The 20,082-nt window shown below is 60.9% G+C and carries 20 protein-coding genes and 1 other RNA gene; 11 read left to right on the top strand and 10 right to left on the bottom strand.

All coding sequences use genetic code 11. From position 1 onward, the window contains the following. Positions 1–106 precede the first annotated feature (106 nt). Complete coding sequence (hemB, locus tag GQX66_RS13110; RefSeq protein ID WP_007951836.1) at positions 107–1,120, top strand: porphobilinogen synthase; 1,014 nt, start codon at positions 107–109, stop codon at positions 1,118–1,120. 18 nt (positions 1,121–1,138) lie between these two features. Beyond that, entirely contained in the window at positions 1,139–3,364 is a 2,226-nt protein-coding gene (ppk1, locus tag GQX66_RS13115) for a polyphosphate kinase 1 (protein ID WP_085746759.1), read from the top strand. Between the two features lie 66 nt (positions 3,365–3,430). On the opposite strand, the gene ppx is transcribed toward ppk1, so the two are convergent. From ppx to GQX66_RS13140, 5 genes are all read right to left on the bottom strand, one after another. Further along, entirely contained in the window at positions 3,431–4,933 is a 1,503-nt protein-coding gene (gene ppx / locus GQX66_RS13120) for an exopolyphosphatase (protein WP_102685840.1), read from the bottom strand. Between the two features lie 234 nt (positions 4,934–5,167). Continuing rightward, a complete protein-coding gene (locus GQX66_RS13125; protein WP_102717336.1) occupies positions 5,168–5,905 on the bottom strand; it encodes an amino acid ABC transporter ATP-binding protein in 738 nt (245 codons plus the stop codon). Next, positions 5,892–6,542: an amino acid ABC transporter permease gene (locus GQX66_RS13130; protein WP_007951832.1), complete on the bottom strand. Its 651-nt coding sequence runs from the start codon at positions 6,540–6,542 to the stop codon at positions 5,892–5,894. Before GQX66_RS13130 ends, GQX66_RS13125 begins: the two co-directional genes overlap by 14 nt. After that, a complete protein-coding gene (locus GQX66_RS13135; RefSeq protein ID WP_134022783.1) occupies positions 6,539–7,219 on the bottom strand; it encodes an amino acid ABC transporter permease in 681 nt (226 codons plus the stop codon). Before GQX66_RS13135 ends, GQX66_RS13130 begins: the two co-directional genes overlap by 4 nt. 21 nt (positions 7,220–7,240) lie before the next feature. Next, complete coding sequence (locus tag GQX66_RS13140; RefSeq protein WP_085689913.1) at positions 7,241–8,026, bottom strand: transporter substrate-binding domain-containing protein; 786 nt, start codon at positions 8,024–8,026, stop codon at positions 7,241–7,243. 256 nt (positions 8,027–8,282) lie between these two features. Here GQX66_RS13140 and GQX66_RS13145 point away from each other — a divergent pair, with 256 nt between their 5' ends. The 6 genes from GQX66_RS13145 (at position 8,283) to GQX66_RS13170 (ending at position 14,423) form a co-directional block, all read left to right on the top strand. Further along, entirely contained in the window at positions 8,283–8,990 is a 708-nt protein-coding gene (locus GQX66_RS13145) for an FCD domain-containing protein (RefSeq protein WP_007951828.1), read from the top strand. A 120-nt stretch (positions 8,991–9,110) separates the two neighbouring features. Then, positions 9,111–9,440, top strand: coding sequence for a thioredoxin TrxA (gene trxA, locus GQX66_RS13150; RefSeq protein WP_003206727.1), 330 nt, complete (start codon positions 9,111–9,113; stop codon positions 9,438–9,440). 249 nt (positions 9,441–9,689) lie between these two features. Continuing rightward, entirely contained in the window at positions 9,690–10,949 is a 1,260-nt protein-coding gene (gene rho, locus GQX66_RS13155) for a transcription termination factor Rho (RefSeq protein ID WP_011336486.1), read from the top strand. Between the two features lie 173 nt (positions 10,950–11,122). Beyond that, on the top strand, positions 11,123–12,589 hold the full coding sequence (gene ubiD, locus GQX66_RS13160) for a 4-hydroxy-3-polyprenylbenzoate decarboxylase (protein ID WP_007951823.1): 1,467 nt from the start codon (positions 11,123–11,125) through the stop codon (positions 12,587–12,589). Continuing rightward, a complete protein-coding gene (locus tag GQX66_RS13165; protein WP_240869592.1) occupies positions 12,589–13,557 on the top strand; it encodes a CDP-6-deoxy-delta-3,4-glucoseen reductase in 969 nt (322 codons plus the stop codon). Before ubiD ends, GQX66_RS13165 begins: the two co-directional genes overlap by 1 nt. Positions 13,558–13,754: 197 nt before the next feature. Continuing rightward, positions 13,755–14,423 carry a gamma-glutamylcyclotransferase gene (locus GQX66_RS13170; RefSeq protein WP_085746754.1) on the top strand — a complete coding sequence of 223 codons (669 nt, stop codon included), beginning with the start codon at positions 13,755–13,757 and terminating at the stop codon, positions 14,421–14,423. Here the strand turns inward: GQX66_RS13170 and glpT are convergent. Then, positions 14,399–15,748 carry a glycerol-3-phosphate transporter gene (glpT, locus tag GQX66_RS13175; protein ID WP_007951819.1) on the bottom strand — a complete coding sequence of 450 codons (1,350 nt, stop codon included), beginning with the start codon at positions 15,746–15,748 and terminating at the stop codon, positions 14,399–14,401. The two genes, GQX66_RS13170 and glpT, sit on opposite strands and share 25 nt — an antisense overlap. Between glpT and GQX66_RS28565 the strand changes: the two genes are divergently transcribed. Beyond that, positions 15,721–16,689: an energy transducer TonB gene (locus GQX66_RS28565; protein WP_309295554.1), complete on the top strand. Its 969-nt coding sequence runs from the start codon at positions 15,721–15,723 to the stop codon at positions 16,687–16,689. The genes glpT and GQX66_RS28565 overlap by 28 nt on opposite strands. 61 nt (positions 16,690–16,750) lie before the next feature. Here the strand turns inward: GQX66_RS28565 and GQX66_RS13185 are convergent, their stop codons facing one another. Next, complete coding sequence (locus GQX66_RS13185; RefSeq protein WP_102685835.1) at positions 16,751–17,728, bottom strand: NADPH:quinone oxidoreductase family protein; 978 nt, start codon at positions 17,726–17,728, stop codon at positions 16,751–16,753. A gap of 150 nt (positions 17,729–17,878) precedes the next feature. On the opposite strand from GQX66_RS13185, the gene GQX66_RS13190 reads away from it, so the two are divergent. Further along, a complete protein-coding gene (locus tag GQX66_RS13190) occupies positions 17,879–18,286 on the top strand; it encodes a flagellar basal body-associated protein FliL (RefSeq protein WP_007951814.1) in 408 nt (135 codons plus the stop codon). Positions 18,287–18,356: 70 nt separating this feature from the next. Here the strand turns inward: GQX66_RS13190 and GQX66_RS13195 are convergent, their stop codons facing one another. Further along, complete coding sequence (locus tag GQX66_RS13195; RefSeq protein WP_085746751.1) at positions 18,357–18,809, bottom strand: EVE domain-containing protein; 453 nt, start codon at positions 18,807–18,809, stop codon at positions 18,357–18,359. A 197-nt stretch (positions 18,810–19,006) separates the two neighbouring features. Between GQX66_RS13195 and GQX66_RS13200 the strand changes: the two genes are divergently transcribed. Beyond that, positions 19,007–19,162 (top strand): hypothetical protein, encoded by a 156-nt coding sequence (locus GQX66_RS13200; RefSeq protein ID WP_007911192.1) that lies wholly within the window; start codon positions 19,007–19,009, stop codon positions 19,160–19,162. A gap of 35 nt (positions 19,163–19,197) precedes the next feature. Here the strand turns inward: GQX66_RS13200 and GQX66_RS13205 are convergent, their stop codons facing one another. Together GQX66_RS13205 and ssrS are read right to left on the bottom strand one after the other, a co-directional pair. Next, entirely contained in the window at positions 19,198–19,803 is a 606-nt protein-coding gene (locus GQX66_RS13205) for a 5-formyltetrahydrofolate cyclo-ligase (protein ID WP_240869595.1), read from the bottom strand. Between the two features lie 80 nt (positions 19,804–19,883). Beyond that, positions 19,884–20,062: non-coding RNA, 6S RNA (ssrS, locus tag GQX66_RS13210), on the bottom strand. Positions 20,063–20,082: the final 20 nt, after the last annotated feature.

A 20,082-nucleotide genomic window follows, 5' to 3' on the forward strand; every position in this document is an offset into this window, starting at 1 on the left:
GGAATGCGGCTACACGTCACAGGTCTCACACAACTGTCATCTGTTCGTCATAATGGCCGTCTATAACTGTCACGCTCGCCCGTTTGCGCGGGCTCAGGAGTCTGCCGTGAGCTTTACCCCAGCCAACCGTCTGTTCCCTGCCACCCGCCTGCGTCGTAATCGCCGTGATGATTTTTCCCGGCGGCTGGTGCGTGAGAATGTGTTGACGGTCGATGACCTGATCCTGCCGGTGTTCGTGCTCGACGGTGAAAACCGCCGCGAAGCCGTGGCCTCGATGCCGGGTGTCGAGCGCCTGACCATCGACCTGCTGCTTGAAGAAGCCGCCAAATGGGTCGAACTGGGAATTCCGGCGCTGGCGCTGTTCCCGGTCACGCCACCTGAACTCAAATCCCTCGATGCCGCCGAAGCCTGGAATCCCGAAGGCATCGCCCAGCGCGCCACCCGTGCCCTGCGTGACCGATTCCCCGAGCTGGGCGTGATCACCGACGTCGCCCTCGACCCGTTCACCACTCACGGTCAGGACGGCATTCTCGATGAAGAAGGCTACGTGCAGAACGACATCACCGTCGATGCACTGGTCAAGCAAGCCTTGTCTCACGCCGCTGCCGGCGCCCAGGTGGTTGCCCCGTCGGACATGATGGACGGCCGCATTCAGGCGATCCGCGAAGCTTTGGAGCTGGCCGGGCACGTCAACGTGCGGATCATGGCCTACTCGGCCAAGTACGCCAGCGCCTATTACGGCCCGTTCCGCGATGCCGTGGGTTCGGCCGCGAACCTGGGCAAGGCGAACAAGGCGTCCTATCAGATGGACCCGGCCAACAGCGACGAAGCGCTGCACGAAGTGGGCGCGGACTTGTCTGAAGGCGCGGACATGGTCATGGTCAAACCCGGCATGCCGTATCTGGACATTTTGTTCCGGGTAAAAGATGCCTTCAAAGTGCCGACCTTCGTCTATCAGGTTAGCGGCGAATACGCCATGCACATGGCGGCGATCCAGAATGGCTGGTTGAGCGAAGGCGTGATCCTCGAATCCCTGACCGCCTTTAAACGTGCCGGCGCTGATGGCATCCTGACTTACTTTGCTGTCCGTGCCGCTCAATTGTTACGAGAGCAGAAATAGCCCTCCCAGGAACATTCGATGAATACCGAAGGACTCACTGAAGTTGCCGTAAAAGAAGCTCAACCCGTGGTCGAGCAGATTACCGAAACCCCGCCGGAACTGGAGCCTGCGCCACCCGCGCCGGCAACCGAGCCTGCCACGGCGGTTCCGGCGATCGCGATTCCCGGCCTGGATGACAGCAGCCTGTACATCCACCGTGAGTTGTCGCAACTGCAGTTCAACATCCGCGTGCTGGAACAGGCGCTGGACGAGTCCTACCCGTTGCTGGAGCGGCTGAAGTTCCTGCTGATCTTCTCCAGCAACCTCGACGAATTCTTCGAAATCCGCGTCGCCGGCCTCAAGAAACAAATCACCTTCGCCCGTGAACAGGCCGGCGCCGATGGCCTGCAACCGCATCAGGCCCTGGCCCGCATCAGCGAGCTGGTGCACGGTCACGTAGACCGTCAGTACGCGATCCTCAACGACATCCTGCTGCCGGAGCTGGAAAAGCATCAGGTGCGCTTCATCCGTCGTCGCAACTGGACGACCAAGCTCAAGACCTGGGTGCGCCGCTATTTCCGCGACGAGATCGCGCCGATCATCACTCCGATCGGCCTCGATCCGACGCACCCGTTCCCGTTGCTGGTGAACAAGAGCCTGAACTTCATCGTCGAGCTCGAAGGTATCGACGCCTTCGGCCGCGACTCCGGTCTGGCGATCATCCCGGCGCCGCGTCTGCTGCCGCGGATCATCAAGGTGCCGGAAGAAGTCGGCGGCCCTGGCGACAACTATGTGTTCCTTTCGTCGATGATCCACGCCCACGCCGATGACCTGTTCCAGGGCATGAAGGTGAAGGGCTGCTACCAGTTTCGTCTGACCCGGAACGCCGACCTTGCGCTCGACTCCGAAGACGTCGAAGACCTGGCCCGCGCCCTGCGTGGCGAGTTGTTCTCCCGTCGTTACGGTGACGCCGTGCGCCTGGAAGTCGCCGACACCTGTCCGAAACACCTGTCGGACTACCTGCTCAAGCAGTTCAACCTGAGCGAGACCGAGCTGTATCAGGTCAACGGCCCGGTGAACCTGACGCGTCTGTTCAGCATCACCGGTCTGGACAGCCATCCGGAGCTGCAATACACGCCGTTCACGCCGCAGATTCCGAAACTGCTGCAAAACAGCGAAAACATTTTCAGCGTGATCAGCAAGCAGGACATCCTGCTGCTGCACCCGTTCGAGTCGTTCACCCCGGTGGTCGACCTGCTGCGTCAGGCCGCGAAAGACCCGCATGTTCTGGCCGTGCGCCAGACCCTGTACCGTTCCGGCGCCAACTCGGAAATCGTCGATGCGCTGGTGGACGCCGCGCGTAACGGCAAGGAAGTGACGGCGGTCATCGAGCTGCGTGCGCGCTTCGACGAAGAATCCAACCTGCAGCTGGCCAGCCGTCTGCAAGCGGCCGGTGCGGTGGTGATCTACGGCGTGGTCGGCTTCAAGACCCACGCCAAGATGATGCTGATCCTGCGCCGCGAGGCCGGCGAGATCGTGCGTTACGCGCACCTCGGCACCGGTAACTACCACGCCGGCAACGCCCGTCTGTACACCGACTACAGCCTGCTGACCTCCGACGACGCCTTGTGCGAAGACGTCGGCAAACTGTTCAGCCAGTTGATCGGCATGGGCAAGACGCTGCGCATGAAGAAGCTGCTGCATGCGCCGTTCACCCTGAAGAAGGGCATGCTCGACATGATCCTGCGCGAGACGCAATTCGCGCTCGACGGCAAACCGGCGCACATCATCGCCAAGTTCAACTCGCTGACCGATCCGAAGATCATCCGCGCGCTGTACAAGGCCAGCCAGTCCGGCGTGCGCATCGATCTGGTGGTGCGCGGCATGTGCTGCCTGCGTCCGGGCATCGCCGGGGTTTCGCACAACATTCACGTGCGCTCGATCATCGGTCGCTTCCTCGAGCACACCCGGGTGTTCTACTTCCTCAACGGTGGCGAGGAGCAGATGTTCCTGTCCAGCGCCGACTGGATGGAGCGCAACCTCGACAAGCGCGTCGAGACCTGCTTCCCGGTGGAAGGCAAGAAGCTGCTGACCCGGGTCAAGAAAGAGCTGGAGCTGTATCTGACCGACAACACCCACAGCTGGAGCCTGCAATCGGACGGCCGCTACATCCGCAACACGCCGACCGGCAACCAGAACCCGCGCAGTGCCCAGGCGACGCTGCTGGAGCGGTTGGGCAGCCCGATTCTGCCGGTGAGCAGCTGACCGCAGGTTTCAACGCCATAAAAAAGGCGATCCATCCGGATCGCCTTTTTTGTGCCTGCCCGTTACTCAATGCACGGTCAGAACAACCCCCACCCGCGTCAGCCACTCCGCCTCAAGCCCGAAATCCGCCTGAGTCAGCTGATTCTCATCCAGCCAGTTCTCCGGGAATTCCACGTCGAGGTTGTTGCCGTTGGCATGCAACGCCACTTGCGGCATCGCCTGGGTACCACGGATGTGGTGGAACAGGATGGCGAAACGCAGCAGCACGCACAGGCGGATCAGCTTGTCGCCGTCGTCGCCGAACTCGGCAAACTTGTCCTTGGGGATGTTGCGGCGGTGGCCACGCACCAGCAGGGCGAGCATTTGCTGATCTTCGCGGGAGAACCCGGCGAGGTCCGAGTGCTCGATCAGGTAAGCGCCGTGTTTATGGTAGTGATAGTGAGCGATGTCGAGCCCGACTTCGTGCACTTTCGCCGCCCAGCCCAGCAGTTCGCGCCAGATGCCGTCGTCCAGCTCCCAGTCCACGGCCACTTGATCAAACGCGTGCAAGGCTTTGCGCTCGACCCGTGCAGCCTGTTCGAGGTCGACGTGGTAGCGCTCCATCAGCGAGGTCAGGGTGCGTTCGCGCACGTCTTCGTGGTGATGGCGACCCAGCAGGTCATACAGCACGCCTTCACGCAGCGCGCCTTCGCAGTGATCCATGCGTTGCAGTTCGAGGGCGTCGAAGATCGCTTCGAGAATCGCCAGACCCGCCGGGAAGATCGCGCGACGGTCAGGTTTGATGCCTTCAAAATCGATCTTGTCGACATCGCCGAGCTTGAACAGGCGGCGCTTGAGCCACGCCAGACCTTCGGCATTCACTTCGCCGGTGCCATGACCGCCGGCCTTCAGCGCCAGGCCGATGGCGCGGATGGTGCCCGAGGAGCCGATGGCCTCATCCCAGGTCAGGCGGTGCAGGGCGTGTTCGATGCTCATGATTTCCAGCCGCGCCGCCGTGTACGCCTGAGCGTAGCGGGCCGGGGTAATCTTGCCGTCCTTGAAATAGCGCTGGGTGAAACTCACGCAGCCCATTTGCAGGCTTTCGCGCAGCAGCGGTTCGAAACGCTGGCCGATGATGAATTCGGTACTGCCGCCGCCGATGTCGGCGACCAGGCGTTTGCCCGGGGTGTCGGCGAGGGTGTGGGACACGCCAAGGTAGATCAGGCGGGCCTCTTCACGGCCGGAGATGACTTCCACCGGATGGCCGAGGATTTCTTCGGCGCGGCGGATGAATTCGCCACGGTTGCGCGCCTCGCGCAGGGCGTTGGTGCCGACGATCCGCACGGCGCCCAGTGGCATGCCGTTGATCAGTTGAGCAAAGCGCTTGAGACAGTCGAGGCCGCGCTGCATGGATTCTTCGTTGAGCTGACGCTCATCGTCGATGCCGGCGGCCAGCTGAACCTTTTCACCGAGCCGTTCGAGAATACGGATTTCGCCGTTCTGGGCCTTGGCCACGACCATATGGAAGCTGTTGGAGCCCAGGTCGATCGCGGCGATCAGGGACAGATTCTTGGCTTGGGATTGCGGCATGGTGTGGGGGTCTCGGTCGATAACCCCGACATCGTGCCACGATCAAACGCTGCCGCCAACGCGCATGGTTCAAACCCTTGATTCAGCGCATAAAGTCTCAAGACCGCGGCGCGGCCATTCGCGGGCAAGCCCGCTCCCACAGGTTTTGTGTCGAACACAAAACCGTATCCCGCTAGAGAACCCTGTGGGAGCGGGCTCGCCCGCGATGAGGCCAGAAAAGTCTCTGAAAATCCTTCAGGCTGTCGCTTCGACGCTGCCAATAAAATTCGCCAGCTCCGGAGTCTGCGGATCGGCAAACAGCACTTTCGGATCCCCCACCTCGTGAACCTTGCCTTGGTGCATGAACACCAGCTTGTCCCCAACCTCGCGGGCGAAGCGCATTTCGTGGGTGACCATGATCAATGTCATGCCTTCTTTCGCAAGCTGGCGGACCACGCTGAGCACTTCGTTGACCAGCTCCGGGTCCAGCGCCGAGGTGATCTCGTCGCACAGCAGCACCTTGGGCGACATCGCCAGCGCACGGGCAATCGCCACCCGTTGCTGCTGGCCGCCCGAGAGGCGTTCCGGGAACGCATCGAATTTCTCGCCCAGACCGACGCGCTCGAGCATCTGCCGCGCCAGTTCTTGCGCCTTGGCCTTGGGCACTTTCTGCACCACCTGTGGCGCGAGCATCACGTTTTCGCCCACCGTCAGGTGCGGGAAAAGGTTGAACTGTTGAAACACCATCCCGACTTTCTGCCGCAGGCTGCGCAGATCGGCGCGGGCGGCGTCGAGGTATTCGCCGTCGACTTCGATCACGCCGTCGTTGATCGACTCCAGACCGTTGAGGGTGCGTAGCAGGGTGGACTTGCCCGAGCCGCTGCGGCCGATGATCGCCACCACCTGGCCTTCCTCGACGCTCAGGTCGATGCCTTTGAGCACGTGGTGATCGCCGTAGTATTTATGCAGGGCGGAAATTCTAAGCAGAGGCATGCAGTCTCCTTTCCAGATAGCGCGCACTGAGGGACAAGGGGTAGCAGAGCAGGAAGTAGCCCAAGGCAACGAGGCCGTAGACCATGAACGGTTCGAAAGTGGCGTTGGCGAGCATGCCGCCGGTCTTGGTCAGTTCGGTGAAGCCGATGATCGAGGTCACGGCGGTGCCCTTGACCACTTGCACCGAGAAACCCACGGTCGGCGCCACGGCAATCCGCAGCGCTTGCGGCAGGATCACGTAGCGCAGTTGCTCCAGCGGATTCAACGCCAGACTCGACGAAGCTTCCCACTGACCATTGGGAATCGCCTCGACGCAGCCGCGCCAGATCTCCGCCAGGTAGGCGCTGGTGAACAGCGTCAGGGCAATCGCCGCTGCCATCCACGGCGAAATCTCCACCCCGGCCAGCGCCACGCCGAAGAACACCAGAAACAGCTGCATCAACAGCGGGGTGCCCTGGAACAGTTCGATCCAGGTGCGGGCGATGCTGCTGGGCAGCGGGTTTTTCGAGATGCGCATGATCAGGATCAGCAACCCGACGATCCCGCCACCGATGAACGCCACCAGCGACAGCGCCAGCGTCCATTGCAGGCCGGTGAGCAGGTTGCGCAGGATGTCCCAGAACGTGAAGTCGCTCATTGGCTGCTCCTTGCACTGCTTTTCGACAGGTAACGCCGGCCGAGCCAGTTCAACAGCTGACGGATCAGCAGCGCCATGCACAGATAAATGAGGGTGGTCAGGGCGTAGGTTTCAAAGGCGCGGAAGTTGCGCGACTGAATGAAGTTGGCGGCGAAGCTCAACTCCTCGGTGGCGATCTGCGAACACACCGCCGAACCGAGCATGACGATGATGATCTGGCTGCTCAGTGCCGGCCAGACCTTGCCCAGCGCCGGCAGCAGCACCACGTGGCGGAACGCTTCGAAGCGGCTCATCGCCAATGCCGCCGCAGCTTCCAACTGCCCGCGCGGTATCGCCTGGATGCCGGCGCGGATGATCTCGGTCGAGTACGCGCCGAGGTTGATCACCATCGCCAGCACCGCCGCCTGCCACTCGGAAATCTGCACGCCAAGGGACGGCAGGCCGAAGAAGATGAAGAACAGTTGCACCAGAAATGGCGTGTTGCGAATCAACTCCACATAAACGCCGAAGATCGTCGAGAACGGGCGGATCTCCCACGCCCGCACCAACGCCCCGATGATGCCCACGCCGACCCCGAGCAACGCACCAATGGCCGTCAGCTCAAGGGTAAACAACGCCCCGCGCAGCAGCAGGTCGGTGTTTTCCACCACCGGCAAGAAATCGAACTGATAGGCCATGAAAGTCTCCCGCGTCGCCGGTCAGAGGTCGGCCGGCAGCGGCTCTTTGAGCCAGGTCTGCGCGTTCTTTTCCAGCGCGCCGTCAGCCTTGGCGGTGGCCAGGATCTCGTTGACCTTGCCCAGCAGTGCCGGCTCGTTCTTGTTCACGCCGACGTAGACCGGCGAATCCTTGAGCTTCACTTTCAGCGCGGGGACGCGTTTCGGGTTCTTTTCGCTGATCGCGACCATCACCACGTTGCCGCTGGCGATCAGGTCGACCTGGCCTGCGAGGTAGGCGGCGATGGTCGAGTTGTTGTCTTCGAAGCGCTTGATGGTCACGCCTTCGGGAGCGACCTTGGTCAGCTCGATGTCTTCGATGGCGCCACGGGTGACGCTGATGGTCTTGCCCTTCAGGTCGTCGAGGGTGCTGACGGCTGCGTCCGGCGGGCCGAACACGGCGAGGTAGAACGGCGCGTAGGCGCGGGAGAAATCGATGACCTTCTCGCGCTCGGGATTCTTGCCGAGGCTGGAAATCACCAGATCGACCTTACCGGTGGTGAGGAACGGAATGCGGTTAGTGCTGTTGACCGGGGTCAGTTCGAGTTTGACCTTGAGCTGCTCGGCCAGCAGTTTCGCCGTATCGATATCGAGGCCGCGCGGCTTCATGTCCGGGCCGACCGAGCCGAACGGCGGGAAGTCCTGAGGCACCGCGACTTTCAAGGTGCCGCGTTTGACCACGTCATCCAGACCGTCGGCATGGGCGGGGGCCTGGCTGAGCATCAGGCCGGCAAACAGGGCGGCGAGGAGGGCGCTGTAACGCTTCGTCATGGACAATCTCCGGATCGGCGGGAAGTGAATTCTGCGATCGGACAGAGCATGGGCCGTGCCAAGACTGAGGTTCGGCCCCGCAAAGCCACGGGTTTAGCGGGTTTGTTCGGTCTTACTGGTCTGAACAGTCAGGTCGGGTTTCGCACTGCGATAGCGCATCGACGCGCACCGTCGAACCCCGCTGGGGCACGACTTGCCTGATGCCTCGAATAGCATTACAACTGGCCGCACCTTGGCCTGGTCCGTCTGGAAAACCATGAACTCGATCTCCCGCGCCGTACCCGAAGTGGCGCTGCAAGCGATCCGCAAACTGATTACCGAGCAGGGCTTCGGCCCCGGCGATGCGCTGCCTTCGCAACGGGATCTGGCGGTTCAGCTGGGCGTCAGCCGCGCGTCATTGCGTGAGGCGTTGTCGTCCTTGAGTGCGCTGGGCGTGGTCAGCATTCAGCCGGGCAAGGGCGTGTTCGTGCAGGCGCCGGTCGAGTTGCCGCGCGGCGAGGGCGCCCCGGCCTGGCCGTTCGCAGCCCAGGCTTCGCCGTTGGAAATCTTTCAGTTGCGCTATGCGCTGGAAGGGTTTGCCGCCGGGCTGGCGGCGGTGACGTTGAGCACGTTTGATCTGGACGAACTGGAAGACAACGTCGCCGCCATGCGCGAGCAACTGCGCGCCGGCGACTTCGAGGCAGCGGCGAAACTGGATTTCGAATTCCACCGGCGAATCCTGCTGGCCAGCGGCAATCAGGCGATGCTGAGCATCCTCACCGCCAGTGCCGACATCTTTCTGGAGAGCCAGAAACTACCGTTCATCCGCGCCGAACGGGCCATGGAAACCTGGCAGGAACACCGCAAGATCCTTCGCGCCCTGGCTCGCAGGGCTTCCGCTGCCGCGCAGAAAGCCATGCAGGAGCACGTGCGCAATGCGGCCCTGCGCACCGGAATTTCATTCATCGCCCCCGCCAGCGCGTGACTTGAGCTATACCCAAACTCATCGAGTGCCATAGCAAGACTCAATCATCTGCGGCTTCCTGAACAAGGGAAGGGCGGCTATGATGGGCCACGTTTTTTTGCTTACAACCTGGAGAATTCCATGAGCAGCGATCTGATCAAACACGTTAGCGACGCTAGCTTCGAAGCCGACGTACTCAAGGCCGAAGGCGCTGTCCTGGTCGACTACTGGGCTGAATGGTGCGGCCCTTGCAAAATGATCGCTCCGGTTCTGGACGAGATTGCAGAGACTTACAAAGGCAAGCTGACCGTTGCCAAACTGAACATCGACGAAAACCAGGAAACCCCTGCCAAGCACGGCGTACGTGGTATTCCGACCCTGATGCTGTTCAAGAACGGCAACGTTGAAGCGACCAAGGTCGGCGCTCTGTCGAAGTCGCAACTGGCTGCTTTCCTCGACGCCAACATCTAAGCGTCGCTGTAAAGATTGTCCTCAAAAAGCCCCGCAAATTGCGGGGCTTTTTGCGTATTCAGGGCTAGACGCTCCGAAACTCAGGTGATACATTCGGCCCCGCACTGGTTTCTCCACTGCCCCCTGCTAGCCGTCGCCGACGCACTCCTTTTCGAATAAGTACGCGATCCTGTCGCCTTCTCCGCGGCGCGGCCTCATTAAGCCAAAAGCTTAATTTCCCCCCTCCATAAATGATTACGTCATTCCTATATGAATCTGACTGAACTCAAGCAAAAGCCGATTACCGAACTGCTCGAATTGGCCGAACAGATGGGCATAGAAAATATGGCCCGTTCGCGCAAGCAGGACGTGATTTTCTCCCTGCTGAAAAAGCACGCTAAAAGCGGTGAGGAAATCTCCGGTGATGGCGTGCTGGAGATTCTCCAGGACGGCTTCGGCTTCCTGCGCTCCGCTGACGCTTCCTACCTCGCCGGCCCTGACGACATCTACGTCTCGCCGAGCCAGATCCGCCGTTTCAACTTGCGCACCGGTGACACCATCGTTGGCAAGATCCGCCCGCCGAAGGAAGGCGAGCGTTATTTCGCCCTGCTCAAGGTCGACACGATCAACTTTGATCGTCCTGAGAACGCGAAGAACAAGATTCTCTTCGAGAACCTGACCCCGCTGTTCCCGACCGTGCGCATGAAGATGGAAGCCGGCAACGGTTCCACCGAAGACCTGACCGGTCGTGTGATCGACCTGTGCGCCCCGATCGGCAAAGGCCAGCGCGGTCTGATCGTTGCACCGCCGAAAGCCGGTAAAACGATCATGCTGCAGAACATCGCAGCGAACATCGCCCGTAACAACCCTGAAGTTCACCTGATCGTGCTGTTGATCGACGAACGTCCGGAAGAAGTGACCGAAATGCAGCGCACCGTGCGCGGCGAAGTGGTTGCCTCGACCTTCGACGAGCCGCCGACCCGTCACGTGCAAGTGGCTGAAATGGTGATCGAGAAGGCCAAGCGCCTGGTAGAACACAAGAAGGACGTGGTGATCCTGCTCGACTCCATCACCCGTCTGGCCCGTGCCTACAACACCGTGATCCCGAGCTCCGGCAAGGTGCTGACCGGTGGTGTCGATGCCCACGCCCTGGAGAAACCGAAGCGTTTCTTCGGCGCTGCGCGCAACATCGAAGAAGGCGGCTCGCTGACCATCATCGCCACCGCGCTGGTTGAAACCGGCTCGAAGATGGACGAAGTGATCTACGAAGAGTTCAAGGGCACCGGCAACATGGAGCTGCCACTGGACCGTCGTATCGCCGAGAAGCGTGTGTTCCCGGCCATCAACATCAACAAGTCCGGTACCCGTCGCGAAGAGCTGCTGACCGCCGACGACGAACTGCAGCGTATGTGGATCCTGCGCAAACTACTGCACCCGATGGATGAAGTTGCCGCCATCGAGTTCCTGGTCGACAAGCTGAAAACGACCAAGACCAACGACGAATTCTTCCTGTCGATGAAACGCAAGTAACATCGCTGGTCGGTTCAGAAAAATGGCGCCCCTGGAGGGCGCCATTTTTTTTGCCACGGTTCGGCTGCCCCGACCTTCCGGGAGACACTGATTGCTGTTTGCAGAGCCACGATAGCTGCCAGCGGCCGACAGAGCAGGTAGGATGTACGCCTATTTTGAGGGTGCCATCGTCAATGAAATTCAAGGATCTTCGGGATTTCGTGCAGCAGCTTGAGCAGCGCGGAGAGTTGAAACGCATCCAGATTCCCGTCTCGCCGGTGCTGGAAATGACCGAGGTGTGCGACCGCACGCTGCGGGCCAAGGGCCCGGCGCTGCTGTTCGAGAAACCGACCGGTTATGACATCCCGGTGCTCGGCAACCTGTTCGGTACTCCCGAGCGGGTGGCCATGGGCATGGGCGCCGAGTCGGTCAGCGAACTGCGCGAAATCGGCAAGCTGCTGGCGTTTCTCAAGGAACCGGAGCCGCCGAAGGGCTTGAAGGACGCGTGGTCGAAGCTGCCGATCTTCCGCAAGATCATCGCGATGGCGCCGAAAGTCGTCAAAGACGCGCCGTGCCAGGAAGTGGTCATCGAAGGCGACGACGTCGATCTGGCGATGCTGCCGGTACAGACCTGCTGGCCGGGCGACGTGGCGCCGCTGATCACCTGGGGCCTGACCGTCACCAAGGGCCCGAATAAGGACCGGCAGAATCTCGGCATCTACCGCCAGCAAGTGATCGGTCGCAACAAGGTCATCATGCGCTGGCTCAGCCACCGTGGCGGCGCGCTGGACTTTCGAGAGTGGTGCGAGAAGCATCCGGGTCAGCCGTTCCCGGTGTCCGTGGCCCTTGGTGCGGATCCGGCGACCATTCTCGGCGCCGTTACTCCGGTGCCGGACAGCCTCTCCGAATACGCCTTCGCCGGTCTGCTGCGCGACAGCCGCACGGAACTGGTGAAGTGCCGTGGCAACGACCTGCAAGTGCCGGCCACGGCAGAAATCATCCTTGAAGGCGTGATCCATCCGGGCGAAATGGCCGATGAAGGCCCGTACGGCGACCACACCGGTTATTACAACGAAGTCGACAGCTTCCCGGTGTTCACCGTCGAGCGCATCACCCACCGGATCAAGCCGATCTACCACAGCACCTACACTGGCCGTCCGCCGGATGAGCCGGCGATTCTTGGCGTGGCGCTGAACGAAGTGTTCGTACCGATCCTGCAGAAGCAGTTCCCGGAGATCACCGACTTCTACCTGCCGCCGGAAGGCTGCTCGTACCGCATGGCCGTGGTGACGATGAAGAAGTCGTATCCGGGGCATGCCAAGCGCGTGATGCTGGGTGTCTGGTCGTTTTTGCGACAGTTCATGTACACCAAGTTCGTTATCGTCACCGACGACGACATCAACGCGCGGGACTGGAACGACGTGATCTGGGCCATCACCACGCGCATGGACCCCAAGCGCGACACGGTGATGATCGACAACACGCCGATCGACTACCTCGACTTCGCCTCGCCGGTGTCGGGGCTCGGCTCGAAGATGGGCCTGGACGCCACCCATAAGTGGCCGGGCGAAACCACTCGCGAGTGGGGCCGCGTCATCGTCAAGGATGACGCCGTCACCCAACGGATCGATGCCATCTGGAATCAGTTAGGAATAGATTGATGCGTGTAACCCTGCAGCCCTCCGGAGCGGTACTCGAGATACGGCCCGGAGAGCGGATTCTCGATGGTGCGCGGCGCCTGGGCTACGAATGCCCGCAAAGCTGCCGCAACGGCAATTGCCATGTGTGTGCGGCGCTGCTGGTGGAAGGCCGGGTCGAACAGGCCGGCAAGGTGCACGACCACGGTGAGTTCTACACTTGCATAGCGGAGCCGCTGGAAGACTGCATCGTGCTGTGGGATGGCGTGCTCGCGCTGGGAGAACTGCCTGTGCGCAGCTTGTCGTGTCAGGTCATCGAATGCCGGGACGTCGGTGGCGATACCTTTCGTGTGCGCCTGCGGGCACCAGCCGGCAAGCCGCCGCGCTACCACGCTGGCCAGTATCTGATGATCGAGCGCGAGAACGGCGAGAAGTCGGCGTTCTCCATGGCCTCGGCGCCCCACGGCGGGCGCGATCTGGAAATCCATGTGCTGGCGCGCGAATCCAGTGCGCTGAACCTGATCGATCAGCTCACGCGCAACCCGATGGTGCGGGTCGAACTGCCATTCGGCGATACCCACCTGGCGGAACTGCCGGACGGGCCGCTGGTGCTGATCGCCGCCGGCACCGGCATGGGCCAGATCCATAGCCTGATCGAACATTGCCGGGCCAGCGGCTTCAAGCATCCGGTGCACTTGTACTGGGGCGTGCGTCGTCCGGAAGATTTCTACGAAATCGAACATTGGGACGAATGGCTGAAGTTGCCCAATCTGTTCCTGCACAAGGTCGTCAGTGACCAGTGCGGCTGGGAAGGGCGCTGTGGCATGTTGCATGAGGCGGTGTGCGAGGATTTCCCTGATCTGAAACCGCTGCACGTCTATGCCAGCGGCTCGCCCTCCATGGTCTACGGCACGCTGGATGCGTTGGTCGAAGCAGGGATGGATGCTCATCAGATGCGTGCGGATGTGTTTGCTTACGCACCCCGCGCCTGAGTTCGTTATAACTCTTCATATAGCCGATCGGTATTTATGTAATTGCATAAATGCCGGTAGGTTATATATCAATCAGGCAATCAATTAAGAACTGTGCCATGGCACTCAAATTGCCTTAAAACATATGTGCCTTATTGTTACAGCGGTGCGTTCTATTAAGTAATTCTTCACCCGCGGGGAGCTGAACGCTATTCGCCATGAGCGCCATTGAAAACGCTTTTCTGAACCTGGCTTACCCTCCGCGGCTCGATCTTGGGCCGCAGCTGACGCACGAACAACTTCTCGCTTCCATGCAATCGACCATGGCGCGCCACAAGGGCGGGCCGGTGTGGCTGTTCGCCTACGGTTCGCTGATCTGGCGGCCGGAATGCACAGCCGTGGAGCGGGTGCGTGGGCGCGTGCATGGCTATCACCGTGGCTTGTACTTGTGGTCCCACGAGCATCGCGGCACGCCGGAAATGCCGGGACTGGTCTTTGGTCTGGATCGTGGCGGCTCGTGCAGCGGCTTCGCCTACCGGTTGCCGGAAGACAATCTGGACAGCGCGCTGTATGCATTATGGAAGCGCGAGATGCCGTTCCCGTCCTATCGGCCACACTGGCTCAACTGCCGACTCGAAGATGGCAGCCAGGTTCAGGCCTTGGGATTCGTATTGGAGCGACACCTGCCCAGCTATGCCGGCAACTTGCCGGATCATGTGCTGAGCCAGGTGTTCGAAAGCGCTTGCGGGCGTTACGGCACCACTCGCGATTATGTCGAGCAGACCGCCCACGCCCTGCGCAGCCACGCCATGCCAGACCGGAATCTGGAGGCGCGGCTCAAGCGCTGTAAGTCAAAGACCGATCAGGCGACTGCTTCGCGGCTCTGACTGGCGACTTGCTTGTGCCACAGGGTCGGGGCCAGGAAGGCCATCGACAGCAGGCAAGCGCCCACCAGCAGCACGAAACCGCCATCCCAGCCGAAGTGGTCCACGGTGTAGCCCATCGCTGCACTGGCCGCGACCGAACCACCCAGATACCCGAACAGACCGGTGAAGCCTGCGGCAGTGCCGGCGGCTTTCTTCGGCGCCAGTTCCAGCGCCTGCAGGCCGATCAGCATCACCGGGCCGTAGATCAGGAAGCCGATGGAGAACAGCGCGATCATGTCGACGGTCGGGTTGCCGGCCGGGTTCAGCCAGTACACCAGCGTCGCCACGGTCACCAGTGCCATGAACACCATGCCGGTCAGGCCACGGTTGCCACGGAAGATCTTGTCCGACATCCAGCCGCACAGCAGCGTGCCCGGAATCCCCGCCCACTCGTAGAAGAAATAGGCCCACGAGGTTTTATCCACGGTGAAACCCTTGGCTTCCTTCAGGTAGGTCGGCGCCCAGTCCAGCACGCCGTAGCGCAACAGGTAAACGAAGACGTTGGCCATGGCGATGTACCAGAGCATTTTGTTGCGCAGCACGTATTTGACGAAGATTTCCTTGGCACTGAATTCGTCTTCGTGGCTGGCGTCGTAGCCTTCCGGGTAGTCGTTCTTGTACTTCTCGATCGGCGGCAGGCCGACCGATTGCGGGGTATCGCGCATGGTCACGAAGGCGAACACCGCTACCGCCAGGGCCACGGCAGCCGGGACGTAGAACGCCGCGTGCCAGTCGTTGAACAGGCCCATGCCGATCAGGAACAGCGGGCCGATCAAACCACCACCGACGTTATGCGCCACGTTCCACACCGATACCACGCCGCCACGTTCCTTCTGCGACCACCAGTGCACCATCGTGCGTCCGCTCGGCGGCCAGCCCATGCCCTGGGCCCAACCGTTGATGAACAGCAAGATAAACATCATGGTCACGCTGGAGGTTGCCCAAGGCGCGAAACCGAAAATGAACATCACCCCGGCCGATACCAGCAGGCCGAATGGCAGGAAGTAACGCGGGTTGGAGCGGTCGGACACCAGGCCCATGAGGAACTTGGACAGACCGTAGGCAATGGCGATGGCCGACATCGCCAGACCCAGATCACCACGGCTATAGCCTTCGTCGATCAGGTACGGCATGGCCAGCGAGAAGTTCTTGCGCAGCAGGTAGTAACCCGCGTAGCCAAAGAAGATGCCGGCGAAGATCTGCCAACGCAGGCGTCGGTAGGTGCTGTCGATTTTTTCTTCAGGCAATGGAGCCTGATGTGCGGCAGGACGAAAGAAAGCAAACATTCAAGAGCTCCAGATTTCTTGTTTTGACTGCGGATGCGAATGTTACAGTTTCGTTACCGAAAATAGCACCGCTTCCCATCGGCAAAACAGCGGAAATGTTGGAAGTCGCGCGTTCCTTTATGAACATGTCGCTCAGATATAAGTGCGGGGCGCTGTGGGAAATGTTACTTCGACGTCTTCCTGCCGGGTTTCATGGCTTTGTAGGGCGCAGGTTTGGGAAATGTCCTGCGAACAATGCAGAAGGCGCGGCGTTCTGTTTCAGGCTGCCGGGCTCTACCCTTTTGATGGTGCCAATCGGGCATTCGAGCGGTAAAGGGGGAGGGCTCATGCGGTGGTGTGTGTTGCTGTTTTTGCTGATGGCATCGGGAGGTGCGTGGGCGTCAGAGGTGCTGCTGATTCCGGAAAACAACCCGAGGCCGGTCTATCCGCGAGGGCTTTTCAGGGCTGGCGTGGTCGGTGAAGTGGGCGCCGAGTTCACCGTCCATGCCGACGGTTCAGTCGACCGGATCAGCTTTGCGCCAAGCAGCCATCCGGAGCTGATCGAAGCGGTCAGGGCGGCTGTCGAGCAATGGCGTTTCAAACCGTGGATCGTCGAGGGCGACAAACCGGCACAGACGCGGGTCTTCGCACCGATGGTATTCAGGCTGGATCTGGATCAACCCATCCACATCAACCAGCAACTGAAAGCCTTGAAGTGCCGCACCTTGAACGAATACCTCGGCAACATTGCGGAGCAATCATGGATCGATACCAAGGTGTTCGTTTACACCAGGGCCTACCTTTCCAATGTGTTCCACAAAGCGCAGCTGCCGGACGAACAGCGGCTGGCGATGATCGCCAGACTGAACAAGCGGATTCCATCGATTGTAAGGAGTTGCCGTAGCAGCCCGGTCCGGACGTACATGAGCCTGTTGCCGGAGGATATTCGCAGTTTGATGTAGGGCTGGAGTGCTCTGAAGAGCGATCCGGAAGTGGCCATCAATTCCGGATCGCCCGATCAGCTCAGCGCACTTGCACTACGACTTTCCCGACAGCCTTGCGCTGCCCGAGATCATTGATCGCCTGCGCGGCATTGCCCAGCGGATAGACCTGTGACACCAGCGGCTTCAGCTTGCCCTCGGCAAACCAGCCGAACAGTTGCTGGAAGTTCGCCGCGTTGTCCTGCGGCTGGCGCTGGGCGAAGGAGCCCCAGAACACGCCGAGTACCGCGGCGCCCTTGAGCAGGGCGAGGTTGACCGGCAGTTCGGGAATGCGGCCGCTGGCGAAACCGACCACCAGCAGACGGCCGTTCCAGGCGATGGCGCGGATGGCTTGATCGAACAGGTCGCCGCCGACCGGGTCGTAGATCACGTCGGCGCCCTGGCCGTCGGTCAGGCGCTTGATCTCGTCCTTGAGGCTGGTTTCGCTGTAGTTGATCAGTTCGTCGGCTCCGGCAGCCTTGGCCACGGCGAGTTTTTCCGCGCTGCTGGCAGCGGCGATCACCCGGGCGCCCATGGCTTTGCCGATTTCCACGGCGGCCAGGCCAACACCGCCAGAAGCACCGAGCACCAGCAGGGTTTCACCCGGTTGCAGGTTGCCGCGCTGTTTGAGGGCGTGCATCGACGTGCCGTAGGTCATGCTGAAGGCGGCGGCGGTGTTGAAATCCATCGACGGCGGGATCGGCAGCACGTTATAGCCCGGGACCGCGACCTGCTCGGCGAAGCTGCCCCAGCCGGTCAGGGCCATGACCCGGTCGCCGACCTTCAGGTGACTGATCTTTTCACCCACTTCGCTGACCACACCGGAAGCTTCGCCACCCGGCGAGAACGGGAAGGGCGGCTTGAACTGGTATTTGCCCTCGATGATCAGCGTGTCCGGGAAATTGACCCCGGCGGCGTGCACGTCCAGCAGGATTTCGTTCTTTTTGGCGACAGGACTGGCGACGTCCTCCAGCACCAGCGATTCGGCAGGGCCGAAGGCTTTGCACAGCACGGCTTTCATCAGGGCTATTCCTTTGGGAGTGATGGCCGATAAGTGTAGGTGTGGCAGTCAACGGGTCAACGAGCATGCCCGGCCCTGATAGTCCGCCATAAGCTTGTGCTTGCGCGGCGGGTCGTTATGCTAGGCCGCAAACCGGATAAGGAGCGAATTGTGAAAGCGTGGATCATGTTGTTGCTGGCCCTGTCTCTGCCTGTGGCAGCGCTGGCCGAAGAAGCCAAAGAAGGCGAGGCGCCGAAGGTCAACTACATCACCCTGAGCCCGCCGTTTGTGGGCAACTACGGGCTCGATGGCACCCCGAAGCTCAAGGTCTACAAGGCCGACGTGGCACTGCGGGTGACCGGTGAAGAGGCGACCAAACTGGTCAAGGCCAACGAGCCGCTGATCCGCAATCAACTGGTGGCGCTGTTCACCCAGCAGACCACCGATGCGATGGGCAGCATCGAAGGCAAGGAAAAACTGCGTCAGGAAGCCTTGAAGCAGACCCAGCAAGTGATGAATGACGAGACCGGCAAGCCGGTGGTTGAAGATCTGTTGTTCAACAACCTGATCATTCAATAAGACATTCGTTGTCCGGGCGGTCCCCATCGCTGGCTTGCCAGCGATGGCATTTTGTCAGGCGACAAATGACTCAGGGTTTGAGCGCGATCACCGCCGCCCACTGCTCGGCCGTCACCGGCATCACCGACAGTCGCGAACCCTTTTGCACCAGCGGCATCTCGGCCAGCGCGGTCTGCTGTTTCAGGTAATCCAGCTTCAAGACCCGGCTGAACGTTTCGACGTGGGCGACATCAATCGCGCTCCAGGCGTTTTTCTCCGGCGTGGCTTTCGGATCGAAGTAATGGCTTTCCGGTTCCAGTGCGGTGGGATCCGGGTACGCGGCTTCGATTATTTTGCCGATTCCGGCAATCCCCGGCTCCGGGCAGCTGGAATGGTAGAAAAAGAACTGGTCCCCCACTGCCATGGCCCGCAGGAAATTGCGTGCCTGATAGTTGCGAACCCCGTCCCAGCGCGCCTTGCCGAGCTTTTCCAGGCCCTTGATCGAGAGCTCGTCGGGCTCGGATTTCATCAGCCAGTAGGCCATGGTGTGTGCTCCTCAAGCGGTCATTGGGCAGGTTGTCCGGCAATTTTATGACAAACCGACGGTCGGTTGACGTCAGCATTTGCGCAGAGGTTCACGTTGTCGCAAAATGCCGGCCTTTAAAGCTTGACGCTGCTGCACGGCCTACGAATGGAAACCGCTGCTGTCATCGTGATGATGTGCCTTGAGGGGGGCAATCGATGAAACGCAAACCGGATTTGCTGTGGACTTTGGTAATTTTGTTCGGTCTGGGCGTCGTGACCACCGGTTATGCGCAAAGTCTGTGGGCCAACAAGGCCGATGCTCCGATTGAAGTGGCGCAACAAGTACAACAGTCGACAGCTTTCAAGCGCTGACACTGCCTTTTCGACGCCGCTGATCCGCGCGGCGTCTATCTCGCGAAATACCACGCCTTGTCCGTCACCGTTCCCTGCAACGGTACATCCCAGCTCGCTTGCGCGAGACGTTCGACTTTCTGACATTCATGGGCCAGGCCCAGCAGCGTCGGCTTGCGCCAGTTCTGGCGTCGGGCCAGATACGCCAGGCTGCGATCGTAGAATCCGCCGCCCATGCCCAGGCGCCCGCCGACATCGTCGAATCCCACCAGGGGCAACAACACCAGATCCAGTGCCCAGACCTTGCGCTGATGGGCCAGATTGGCGCGCGGCTCGAGGATGCGGAAACGGTTGGGTTTGAGCTTTTCGCCGGGGCGGATTTGCTGGAAGACCATTTTGGTCCGCGGCCAGGCACTGAGTACCGGCAGGTAGGTTTTCTTGCCCCGACGCTGGGCGGCGCGCAGCAACAGGCGCGGGTCGATTTCACCGTCGGTGGGCAGGTACAGGGAAATGTGTTTGGCCCGGCGAAAGTGCGGATCTTGTGCCAGTTGCTTGTACAGACCTTCGGCGGCCTGTCGTTGTTCGCTTCGCGTCAGCGAGCGGCGGGCCTTGCGCAGCAGGCGGCGCAGTTGGGGGCGGGGCAACAACGCGGGTTCGGTCATGGTTCGGCTTCGGCAGGGTGGGACGAAAACGTACGCATAAAAAATCCGATGCCGGCATTCACCGGCATCGGATTCGAATCAGGCTCCCCGGATGAGCCGCTGTCGACTTAGCCCTTGAACCCGAGAGTTCAAGGTGGAGGATGCAGTAGGCTTTAAGGCTTTCCGTCTGGCGGACATGCACACCAGCCCAACGTGCAACCCCCAGGGTAGTGCAAATCGGCTCAGGGACATCGTCAACTGGCAAGCACCCCAGGGAGTGCGGCGAGTATAACTCAAGCG

The sequence above is a fragment of the Pseudomonas sp. B707 genome (assembly GCF_022496685.1).
In the GTDB taxonomy this organism is placed as follows: domain Bacteria; phylum Pseudomonadota; class Gammaproteobacteria; order Pseudomonadales; family Pseudomonadaceae; genus Aquipseudomonas; species Aquipseudomonas paraglycinae.

What these genes read in the sequence shown, in the direction of transcription:
- ppk1 (WP_085746759.1), top strand. Translation starts at nt 1,139, where the DNA reads ATGAATACCGAAGGACTCACTGAAGTTGCCGTAAAAGAAGCTCAACCC.
- ppx (WP_102685840.1), bottom strand. Translation starts at nt 4,933, where the DNA reads ATGCCGCAATCCCAAGCCAAGAATCTGTCCCTGATCGCCGCGATCGAC.
- GQX66_RS13125 (WP_102717336.1), bottom strand. Translation starts at nt 5,905, where the DNA reads ATGCCTCTGCTTAGAATTTCCGCCCTGCATAAATACTACGGCGATCAC.
- GQX66_RS13130 (WP_007951832.1), bottom strand. Translation starts at nt 6,542, where the DNA reads ATGAGCGACTTCACGTTCTGGGACATCCTGCGCAACCTGCTCACCGGC.
- GQX66_RS13135 (WP_134022783.1), bottom strand. Translation starts at nt 7,219, where the DNA reads ATGGCCTATCAGTTCGATTTCTTGCCGGTGGTGGAAAACACCGACCTG.
- GQX66_RS13140 (WP_085689913.1), bottom strand. Translation starts at nt 8,026, where the DNA reads ATGACGAAGCGTTACAGCGCCCTCCTCGCCGCCCTGTTTGCCGGCCTG.
- GQX66_RS13145 (WP_007951828.1), top strand. Translation starts at nt 8,283, where the DNA reads ATGAACTCGATCTCCCGCGCCGTACCCGAAGTGGCGCTGCAAGCGATC.
- trxA (WP_003206727.1), top strand. Translation starts at nt 9,111, where the DNA reads ATGAGCAGCGATCTGATCAAACACGTTAGCGACGCTAGCTTCGAAGCC.
- rho (WP_011336486.1), top strand. Translation starts at nt 9,690, where the DNA reads ATGAATCTGACTGAACTCAAGCAAAAGCCGATTACCGAACTGCTCGAA.
- ubiD (WP_007951823.1), top strand. Translation starts at nt 11,123, where the DNA reads ATGAAATTCAAGGATCTTCGGGATTTCGTGCAGCAGCTTGAGCAGCGC.
- GQX66_RS13165 (WP_240869592.1), top strand. Translation starts at nt 12,589, where the DNA reads ATGCGTGTAACCCTGCAGCCCTCCGGAGCGGTACTCGAGATACGGCCC.
- GQX66_RS13170 (WP_085746754.1), top strand. Translation starts at nt 13,755, where the DNA reads ATGAGCGCCATTGAAAACGCTTTTCTGAACCTGGCTTACCCTCCGCGG.
- glpT (WP_007951819.1), bottom strand. Translation starts at nt 15,748, where the DNA reads ATGTTTGCTTTCTTTCGTCCTGCCGCACATCAGGCTCCATTGCCTGAA.
- GQX66_RS13185 (WP_102685835.1), bottom strand. Translation starts at nt 17,728, where the DNA reads ATGAAAGCCGTGCTGTGCAAAGCCTTCGGCCCTGCCGAATCGCTGGTG.
- GQX66_RS13195 (WP_085746751.1), bottom strand. Translation starts at nt 18,809, where the DNA reads ATGGCCTACTGGCTGATGAAATCCGAGCCCGACGAGCTCTCGATCAAG.
- GQX66_RS13200 (WP_007911192.1), top strand. Translation starts at nt 19,007, where the DNA reads ATGAAACGCAAACCGGATTTGCTGTGGACTTTGGTAATTTTGTTCGGT.
- GQX66_RS13205 (WP_240869595.1), bottom strand. Translation starts at nt 19,803, where the DNA reads ATGACCGAACCCGCGTTGTTGCCCCGCCCCCAACTGCGCCGCCTGCTG.